Annotated in this window: 8 protein-coding genes; 4 read left to right on the top strand and 4 right to left on the bottom strand. The window is 65.2% G+C overall.

What is annotated here, in order from left to right:
• Positions 1–51: 51 nt before the first annotated feature.
• A complete protein-coding gene (locus CF68_RS18065) occupies positions 52–1,011 on the bottom strand; it encodes a tripartite tricarboxylate transporter substrate binding protein (protein WP_051591574.1) in 960 nt (319 codons plus the stop codon).
• Between the two features lie 452 nt (positions 1,012–1,463).
• Between CF68_RS18065 and CF68_RS18070 the strand changes: the two genes are divergently transcribed.
• Both CF68_RS18070 and CF68_RS18075 read left to right on the top strand, forming a co-directional pair.
• Positions 1,464–2,711 carry a CaiB/BaiF CoA-transferase family protein gene (locus CF68_RS18070; RefSeq protein ID WP_035821248.1) on the top strand — a complete coding sequence of 416 codons (1,248 nt, stop codon included), beginning with the start codon at positions 1,464–1,466 and terminating at the stop codon, positions 2,709–2,711.
• A gap of 121 nt (positions 2,712–2,832) precedes the next feature.
• Positions 2,833–3,810 (top strand): tripartite tricarboxylate transporter substrate binding protein, encoded by a 978-nt coding sequence (locus tag CF68_RS18075; RefSeq protein ID WP_035821251.1) that lies wholly within the window; start codon positions 2,833–2,835, stop codon positions 3,808–3,810.
• Between the two features lie 104 nt (positions 3,811–3,914).
• On the opposite strand, the gene CF68_RS18080 is transcribed toward CF68_RS18075, so the two are convergent.
• Genes CF68_RS18080 through CF68_RS18090 form a run of 3 tightly spaced genes read right to left on the bottom strand, consistent with a single transcriptional unit; the run spans position 3,915 to position 6,766 of the window.
• Positions 3,915–5,237 (bottom strand): phosphoribosyltransferase family protein, encoded by a 1,323-nt coding sequence (locus CF68_RS18080; RefSeq protein WP_035821253.1) that lies wholly within the window; start codon positions 5,235–5,237, stop codon positions 3,915–3,917.
• 4 nt (positions 5,238–5,241) lie between these two features.
• Positions 5,242–6,255, bottom strand: a complete 1,014-nt coding sequence (locus CF68_RS18085) for a zinc-dependent alcohol dehydrogenase family protein (RefSeq protein WP_369798888.1) — start codon at positions 6,253–6,255, stop codon at positions 5,242–5,244.
• Positions 6,256–6,310: 55 nt separating this feature from the next.
• Positions 6,311–6,766, bottom strand: a complete 456-nt coding sequence (locus CF68_RS18090; RefSeq protein ID WP_035821257.1) for a universal stress protein — start codon at positions 6,764–6,766, stop codon at positions 6,311–6,313.
• Positions 6,767–7,080: 314 nt separating this feature from the next.
• Here CF68_RS18090 and CF68_RS18095 point away from each other — a divergent pair, with 314 nt between their 5' ends.
• Both CF68_RS18095 and CF68_RS18100 read left to right on the top strand, forming a co-directional pair.
• Positions 7,081–7,917: a universal stress protein gene (locus CF68_RS18095; RefSeq protein ID WP_035821259.1), complete on the top strand. Its 837-nt coding sequence runs from the start codon at positions 7,081–7,083 to the stop codon at positions 7,915–7,917.
• Positions 7,918–7,949: 32 nt separating this feature from the next.
• Positions 7,950–8,792 (top strand): universal stress protein, encoded by an 843-nt coding sequence (locus CF68_RS18100; protein ID WP_035821261.1) that lies wholly within the window; start codon positions 7,950–7,952, stop codon positions 8,790–8,792.
• Positions 8,793–9,019: the final 227 nt, after the last annotated feature.

Below are 9,019 nucleotides of genomic sequence, written 5' to 3' on the forward strand. Positions count from 1 at the left end.
CTCAACACACAAGAAATCTGACAGGCTCTGCGCGGCAGAAACTTTGACCCCTCAATCCGCCGTTGCGCCCGACCGCTTTACGACTGTTGCCCATTTCCGAATCTCGCTGTCCACAAACTTCCCTGTCTCAACCGGCGTCATCGGCATCGGCTCCGACCCGCGATCGGTCATGAACTTGTGCAGTTCGGGCGATTGCAGCGCCTTCACCGTCTCCGCATTGAGCTGATTGACGATTGCCGGCGGCGTGCCCGCGGGCGCCATCATCACCGCCCATCCAAGCGCTTCGAAACCCGGTACGCCTTCTTCACGCACGGTTGGCACCGACCGCAACTGCGGCACGCGCCTTGACGTTGTTACGGCAAGCGGCACGGCCTTGTTGGTCTGGATTAGCGGCAGGGCGGCGGTCACGGAATCGACCATCAGCGGAATCTGGTTGCCCAGGAAGTCCGCCTGTGCCGGGCCGCTGCCCTTGTAGGGAATATGCACGATAAACACGCCGGTCTGCGCTTTGAGCATCTCGGCAGACAGGTGCTGCGTGCCGCCGATGCCAGCGCTGGCATAGCTGTACTTGCCCGGAGCGGCCTTGGCCTTGGCGATCAGGTCGCGCAATGACGTGAAGCCCGATTGTGGCGTGGCCAGGAAGACCAGCGGCACCGAGAACACACCCGAGATCGGCGCGAAGTCCTGACGCGGATCGTAATTGACCTTCTTGTACAGCGTCTGGTTGATAGCCATTGCGCTGCCGCCCATGACGAGCGTGTAGCCGTCGGCCGGGGCTTTCGCGGCCACTTCCATGCCGATGTTGCCGCCGGCGCCGGCGCGGTTTTCCACCACGATTGACTGACCGAGCTGCTTGCCCAGCCTCTCGGCCAGGGCGCGCGCGAAGATGTCAGTGGCCTGTCCGGGCGGGAACGGCACGATCAGCTTGATAGGGCGGTCCGGATAGGCGGCGTGGGCGGTGCCGGCGACGGCCAGCAGCAGCGCAACAATGTGTTTGCTCGACGGCTTCAACGGAATCTCCTCGAATGATTGTCGGTGTCGTGATGAGGCGCCTGGATCCCGGAAGAGGGCAAGGCGACGCGCGCGTCTAATATCAATGTTATGGGTCAAATGCCTGGGAGCGCACCGCGCTTCGCCCGGTCCTCAGGATCAACTGTCAAATTTTATTGAACATTTTGTCAATGTGAAGAGGGATTGTATAGCGCATTTATCCAAGCAAGAATGCTAGGCTGACCGCGATGGGGACCCTTCACGCCCGAGGAAGCTTTCTGCTTCCTTCTGTCGCACCGTCGTCGGCGGTGCACTGAGTCTTCATCGCCGGTACCGACGTTCGGGATTCCGGCACGCCGCATCCAGGGTGCTGCGCTGCGGCAGCCCTGCCGGCATCGCGTGACGCCAGCCCGACATAAGCTACGATTATTCACAGACGGCTCGTGCCTCGAAACAGCCCATGGAGACCAACAATGCAGACGCCTGATCAATCCCAAGGCATCGATTTCCCGCTTGAGGGCGTGCGCGTACTCGACCTGTCGCGGGTGTTTGCGGGGCCGCTGTGTGGCCAGGTCCTGGCCGATTTCGGCGCTGAGGTGGTCAAGGTCGAGCATCCCGGCCGCGGCGACGACACGCGCGACTGGGGCATGCGCATCGGCAAGACCGAGACCACCTACTACAACAGCATGAACCGCAACAAGCGGTCCATCACACTGGATCTGCAGAGCAAGGAAGGCGTGCAGATCGTCTACGACCTGCTGCCGCAGTTCGACGTGGTCATCCACAATTTCAAGACCGGCGGGGCCGAGAAGCTGGGCCTTGGCTACGAACAGCTCAAGGCGATCAGGCCCGACCTGATCTACTGCGCGGTTTCCGGCTACAACACCAGCGGCCCCGAGGCCAAGCGTCCCGGTTACGACCTGGTGATCCAGGGTGAGGCCGGGCTCATGGCGCTCAACGGCGAAGCCGACACGCCGCCGCTGAAGTTCGGCGTGGCGGTGGTGGACCTGATGACCGGCATGTATGCCGCGCAGGCGGTGCTGGCCGCCTTGTTCCGCCGCGAGCGCAAGGGCAAGGGCCAGCTGATCGAGATGGCGCTGTACGACTGCGGGCTGATGGTCACCGGCTATTACGGCCTGGACGCCATGCTGCTCGGGCGCGACCCCGCACGCTATGGCAATGCCCATCCGTCCATCGTGCCCTATGGCATGTTCGAGTCCGCCGATGGCCCGCTGATCATCGCCGTGGGCAACAACAGCCAGTTCGACAAGTTCTGCCGCCAGGTCGTCGAGCGTCCGGACATCGTCGAGGACCCGCGCTATGCCACCAATGTGGAGCGCGCCAAGAACCGCGAGACCTTGACCCCGCTGATCACCGGCCTGATCCGCGGCTTTGCGCGCGACCTGCTGCTCGAGCGCATGACGGCCTGCGGCATTCCCTGCGGCAGGGTGGCGGGGCTGCACGAGGCATTGACCAGCGAGCGGACCCGCGAGGGCGGCCTGCTGCGCGAGATGCCCCATCCCGTAGCAGGCAGCACGCATGTGTTCGCGCCGCCTTACCGTCTGGATGGCCAGCGCCTGCCGATCCGCAACGCGCCGCCGACGCTGGGCGAGGGCACGCGGACGGTACTGCAGAGCCTGCTGCAGATGAGCGATGACCAGCTGCAGGAACTGCAGGCCCGCGGCGTGCTGACGCTGCCCGAGGCACCACAGCAGGCCTGAGCATTCGCGCCGCGCGGACGCACATGGGCGTCCGCGCAGCCCCGCCCGGCAAGGGGGGCTTGGGTTCCCTTGCACTGATTCAACTGGAACAACAATCGTGCGTACTCGAAATCTCACCCATATGGTCCACTCGCGGCGCCGTGCCATCCTGGCCCTGGCCGCAGTGCCGCTGCTCATCAGCAGCGCTTTCGCGCAATCCTGGCCCAGCAAGCCGATCAAGCTGGTCGTGCCGTTCCCGCCGGGCGGGCCCACGGATACGGCGTCGCGCATCGTCGGCCAGAAGCTGGCCGAGCGCCTCAAGCAGCCGGTGGTGGTGGAGAACCGCGCCGGCGCATCGGGTTCCATCGCTGCCGCCCAGGTGGCCAAGAGCGCGCCCGACGGCTACACGCTGATGATGCTGGCCACGCCCACGCTGCTGGCGCCGCACCTGTACAAGAAGGCGGGCTACGACACCACCAAGGACTTCACGCCCGTGGCCACCGTCTATGACCTGCCGATCGTGGTGGTGGTCAACCCGACGCTGCTGCCCAACGTGACGGACTTGCCCAAGTTGATCGCACAGGCCAAGGCGCAGCCGGGCAAGCTCAACTACACCAGCTCCGGCGCGGGTAGTTTCGGCCACCTGAGCATGGAACTGCTCAAGCAAATTGGCGGCTTCGAGATGCAGCATGTGCCCTACAAGGGCGGCGTGCCAGCGATCAGCGACACCATCGGTGGCCAGGTCCCGATCATGTACGCCGACCTCGTCGCCGCGCTGCCGCACATCCAGGCGGGCAAGCTGCGTGCCATCGCGGTCGGCTCGCCGCAGCGCGTGAGCATGCTGCCCGACGTTAAGACCATTGCCGAGCAAGGCTTCAAGGGCTACGACGCCGTTTCCTGGGGCGGCCTGCTGGCGCCGCCGGGAACGCCCAAAGAGGTGGTGGACCGCGTCGCTGGCGAGGTCGGCAAGATCCTGGCCGACAAGGATGTCCAGGACAAGTTGCTGAAGGCCGGTGCCATTGCCAACTTCCAGGCGCCGGCGCAGATGGCGCAGCGCATCCAGCAGGACTATGCCAAGTGGGGCAAGGTGATCCGCGAGAAAGGCATCGCGGTCGAGTAAGCGTCAAGTAAGCGTCTGCAAGCGGGGCACGCTGCAATGGCGTGCCCGGCGCCAGTTGGCGAGGGCGGACTGGGGCCCAGCCCAGCGTAACCCGCCAGGTATTGTCATCCGCCGTAACCCAGGCCGAGAGGAGATGGGGCCGCAAGGTGCCGCTCGAACCAGCCTATCGTGAGTGCCGCGATGTCTTCCAGGGCCCTGCGGTCTTCAAATCCGCGGCTGCTGGTCGGGATGATCCTCAGTTGCCGCGGACAATGCATCTGTTCGAATGCAAGATTGTTGATCTGGATGTCTTTCGGATTGCCGCTGGCACATATCAGCAAGGCAGGGATTTCGAGCTGCCGCAGGGTTGCGCTGCCCGCGAGATCCAGGCGCCCCGCAACACAGGCCACGGCGCTGAGTTGCGTCGCGCCGCACGCGGCCGAGCGTAGGGCTGCCGCCGCTGCGGTGCCGGTACTTAGCAGGCCCACAGGCAAGCTTGCGCAAGGCGTCCCAGTACGCAGGAAGCTTAAGGTCTGGTCCAGTCTTGCCACCAGCTCATCGACATCCGATTCCGGTGCGTCGTCGACGCGGCTGTCAGGCTGCAGGTCTATGAGCATGGTGGCGAATCCTTTCGCGCGCAGCTTGCGTGCCAGGTAATGGCTGCGGGCTGCGCGGCGTTGCGCGCCACCGGCATGCACCATCACCGCGACGCCGATCGGGTTCGGCGCCGATTCGAGCATGGCCCGGAGCCGAGTCGTCTGATACGGAATCAGCATCGCCTTGCTCAACGATGGCACGCCCGCCACCGCACCTGGCCGGGCGCGGGTCTGGGGTTGCGCTTGCGGTATCCCTGTCAACTGCCGGACGCGGTCGTCGCTGACCAACTGGAACTCATGATAGAAGTGCGCGAGGTTTTCGATGCGGTCCGGCGTATCCAGGCAGATGACTTCGTCGGCCAGCGCGCGGACCCGGTCCAGTCCGGCTGGGGTGGCGATCGGGAGCGCGCATATGAGCCGGGCAGGGTGCCGCTTGCGCAGGCTTGCGAGGGCCGCATACATCGTTGCGCCGCTCACCAGGCCGTCATCCACGACGATCACCACGCGACCGCCCGGATCCGCTAGCTTGCGAACCGGCGTATACACGGCGCGCTGCCTGCGAAGCTGGTCGAACTGGGCATCACGCTGGCTGCTGGCGCCGCCATTTGCGTTCATTGCGTCCGTGCACCATGTCGCGCCAGAGTCGTCCAGTGCTACGCCAGGAGCGATCCTGCGCGCCATCACCAGGTTGAAGTCAGCGCCCAGTGCGTCGGCCACAACGCGCCCGACCGGCACGCCGCCGCGCGGAATCGCCAGGACCAGGGCACCGGTTCCCCGATACGCGCGCAACGCCCAGGCCAGTTCCGAGCCCGCATGCTCACGCGCCTGAAAACGTGTCTGGTAACGGCTCATCGATCTATCTGCCAAGGATGTATTGACGGAGTTTCAGGACGGCGGCGCCGGTAAGCCGGCCCTCGCGCAGGTCGGCCAGTGCTTCGTTGGCCTGCTCCAACGGATACGCGGTGGTGTGCGTATGCAGCGGGGTCCGGGCGGCGATATCCATCAGCGCGATGCCGTCGGCACGCGTGAGGTTGGCTACGGAACACAGGCGCCTTTCTTCCCAAAGCAGTTGGTAAGGCATGCCTGGGATATCGCTCATATGAATTCCGCCACAGACCACGATGCCACCCTTGTCCACGGCGCGCAGCGCATTGGGAACCAGCGCGCCCACCGGGGCGAAAATCAGCGCGGCGTCCAGCGGCACGGGCGACTGGAGGTCGCTCGAGCCGGCCCAGCACGCGCCGGATTGGTATGCGAGTTGCTGGGCCCCTGCGTCGCCCGCACGGGTGAAGGCGTAGACTTCGCGGCCTTGTGCCACCGCGATCTGCGTCACCAGATGAGCGGCGGCGCCAAAGCCGTAGATGCCGATGCGGTGTGCATGGCTGGCTACGCCCGCCATGCGCAGCGTCCGGTAGCCGATCAGGCCGGCGCAGAGTAGTGGTGCGGCGTGTTCGTCATCGTAGCCGGGCGGAATCGGGAAGCAATAGCCGCTGTCGGCAACAACGTACTCCGCATAGCCGCCATCGCGGGTATAGCCAGTGAATAGCGGCGCGTCACAAAGATTCTCGTGATGACGCAGGCAGTAGCGACAACGGCCACAAGTATGTCCGAGCCAGGGCACACCCACGCGGTCGCCCGGCTTGAAGGCGGTGACACCGGCGCCGCACGAATCCACCTGTCCGACGATTTCATGTCCCGGGATGAGCATCGGCTTGGGATGGCGCAGGTCGCCGTCGGCGATATGCAGGTCGGTCCGGCACACCCCGCAAGCCCCCACGGCGATGCGAAGTTCGCCGGGCCCCGGGTCGGGAACCGGCAACTCGTGAAGGCGCAGCGGCAGGCCTGCGCCCTCGAAGACCATCGCACGCATGGTTTGGTGGGGCATGGCGTGGCACTCCCTCGCCGCCTGTGGCGCCGTGGCGCGCCTAACCTTCGACTTCGCTGCGGACCAGGAGCACGGGCTTGCTGGTCTTGGCAAGCACGCCTTCCGACACGCTGCCCATCAGCAGGCGCCGGACGCCGCGGCGGCCGTGGGTGCCAAGCACGATCAGGTCGGCATTCCACGCATCGGCTTCGGTGACAATGGTCAACGAGATCCGGCCGGGCGCCACCGGCTTTTCATCCAGTTTCACCGAGTTGCGCACGCCTGCTTCGCTGAGCCTGGACGAGGCAGCGTCCAGCGCCTTGCGGCCGTGCGCGGTGATGTTGTCGACCAGTTCCTTGGGGTTGAAGTAACTGGCCTCGAAGAACACATCGCTGTCGTCTACCACGAACAACGCCTTGACCTCGGCCCCGGTTGCCTTGGCGATGATGATGGCCTGGCTCAGTGCCAGGTCGGAAGAACGGCTGCCATCGACGGCGAGCAGGATGCGCTGGTACATGATGGGTCTCCTGAGGGGCAAGGATGGGCTCAATGTTGCGATTCGCTGCATTCAAGCGTAGACGCCGGCTTCGATACGCGCTTGACATGCGTCAACGCGAAGCGGCAGGCGTGCCGAGTTATTGATCCCAACCAGAACTGGAGTGATGGCCACATGGCTTGACGGCTCCACATACCCCTTTGCTCGCAGTAGCCTGCACCGCACAGGAGGGCGATACGTGAGCCAATTCGCCGCAGGGCAGGACCGTTGATCCGGGTCAAGCGCCGGTCGGCCTTGCTACCTAGACTGGTTTGTAGTTGAGCGAGAGGGCGAACATGGCTTACGACAGCATCCTGGTTCATCTGGACAGCAATCCGCAGGCACGGCAGCGGCTCGAAGTGGCGGGGCGCGTTGCGGCGGCCAGCCAGTGCCGGCTGATCGGCATGTACGCCGGTTTCATTCCCGATCCTGCCTGGTTCTACCTCATGGATGGCGCGCAGCAATATGTTGCGGACGATCTGGCCCGGCGCAAGCAGGTCAGGGAGGACGGCCGGGCGCAGTTTCTGGCGGCAACCCAGGCAATGTCAGTGCGCGCGGAGTGGCGTGCTGCGGAGCGGGGGGCCGTGGCATCAGTGCTGCGCGAGGCCCGCGAGGCCGGCCTGGTCGTTGCCGGCCAGTACGACCCCGGCAATACCGAAGGTCCGGTGGCCCGACAGCTACTGGAATCGCTGCTGCTGGAGACTGGCCGACCGACGCTCGTGGTGCCGTGCGCGGGCACGTTTCCAACGCTGGGTACGCGGGTTATCGTGGCGTGGAATGGCAGCCGCGAGGCCGCGCGGGCGCTTCACGACGCCGTGCCGCTAATGGCCGGCGCACAGGCGCGCATTCTTTGCGCACAGACTGCGGCCAAGGAGGCAAGAGCCGACGCCACCCCGGTCGGCCATGCCGCACGCGTGCTGGAGCGCCACGGCGTCGCCGTGGAAATCGAACACGGTCCCGGTGGGGCTGACCTGACCATCGGCGAACTGATCCTTTCGCGCGCGGCGGATTTCAATGCCGACTTGATCGTGATGGGTGCCTACGGACACGGTCGCATGCGGGAACTGGTGCTGGGCGGTGTCACGCATACGTTGCTTGACTCGATGACGGCACCAGTGTTGTTTTCACGATGATGCAAAGTCAAACCAAAGAGTGGAATCACGTCATGGACTTCAGAACCATCCTTGTCGACCTCAGCGAAGATGCTGCACGGTCCGCGCGCATTGAAACGGCAGCACGGCTTGCCGCAACGTCCGGCGGCAGCGTGGTCGGACTGACTGCAACAGGAACGCACCTGGAGCCGTTTCGTGGGGCGGGCGAAGAAGCCGGGCAATACGCCGTGCTTGCCGCGAGCCATTTGCACAAACTGGCTGCCGCTCACAGGAACGCACTCGACACGCTGACCAGGCAAGTGTCGCCGGCCATTCCCACCCGACACATCGTTGTCGACGCCGAGTCTGGCTGGGCGCTTGCCGACGAGGGCCGCTTCGCCGATCTCATCCTGCCCGCATCGCCCTCGGCGCAGGCCGATGTGCCGGCTCTGCTGGCCGGGGTTGCGGAGTACGCGATGCTCAATACAGGCCGGCCCATCCTGCTTGTGCCGGGCGCGTCCGGCCCGCGACTTGGTGGCCATGTCGCCATCGCATGGAACGGCGGCCGGGAGGCCGCGCGGGCGGTCGCGGACGCACTGCCGTGGCTTGTGCATGCCAGCGCCGTTACCGTCCTGGTGGTCAGCGCCGGCAAGCGCAGCGCTGCCGGTGAGAAAGCGGCCTATCGTGACAGCGCGGATCGGCTGACAGCATGGCTGCTCAGCCATGGCATCCGCGCCAGTCTGCTTGTCGGAGAGGGCGATCCCGACCACGTGCTGCCACAACTTGCGGCCAAGGTTCAGGCCGACCTGCTGGTCGCCGGCGGCTATGGCCGCTCCCGGCTGAGGGAGCTGGTGCTGGGTGGCACCACCCGCGCCCTGCTGCGCCAGTCAGGCTTGCCAGTCTTCATGTCGCACTGAGGTGAACCCTCCTGGTACCTCAAGCCGCGCGCCGCCCTGGCATCAGCCCGCCATATTCCTTCCCCAAATACTCCGCCCAGATTTGTACCTGTCGTCTTGCGCCCGTTTCGACTCTTTAACCAATGATTGGGCGTATGAGTCGTTGGTGACCAGCGAGTGCATGAACTCCGACGTTTTGCGCGCGATATACGGCGCCGCTTATGGCACCGAGGGAGGGCTTGGAAATT

This window comes from Cupriavidus sp. SK-4 (genome assembly GCF_000611125.1).
GTDB lineage: Bacteria > Pseudomonadota > Gammaproteobacteria > Burkholderiales > Burkholderiaceae > Cupriavidus > Cupriavidus necator.

Bases quoted from the DNA above. Each gene is read 5' to 3' on its own strand.
- CF68_RS18070 (WP_035821248.1), top strand. From the start codon at position 1,464: ATGCAGACGCCTGATCAATCCCAAGGCATCGATTTCCCGCTTGAGGGC.
- CF68_RS18075 (WP_035821251.1), top strand. From the start codon at position 2,833: ATGGTCCACTCGCGGCGCCGTGCCATCCTGGCCCTGGCCGCAGTGCCG.
- CF68_RS18080 (WP_035821253.1), bottom strand. From the start codon at position 5,237: ATGAGCCGTTACCAGACACGTTTTCAGGCGCGTGAGCATGCGGGCTCG.
- CF68_RS18085 (WP_369798888.1), bottom strand. From the start codon at position 6,255: ATGCGTGCGATGGTCTTCGAGGGCGCAGGCCTGCCGCTGCGCCTTCAC.
- CF68_RS18090 (WP_035821257.1), bottom strand. From the start codon at position 6,766: ATGTACCAGCGCATCCTGCTCGCCGTCGATGGCAGCCGTTCTTCCGAC.
- CF68_RS18095 (WP_035821259.1), top strand. From the start codon at position 7,081: ATGGCTTACGACAGCATCCTGGTTCATCTGGACAGCAATCCGCAGGCA.
- CF68_RS18100 (WP_035821261.1), top strand. From the start codon at position 7,950: ATGGACTTCAGAACCATCCTTGTCGACCTCAGCGAAGATGCTGCACGG.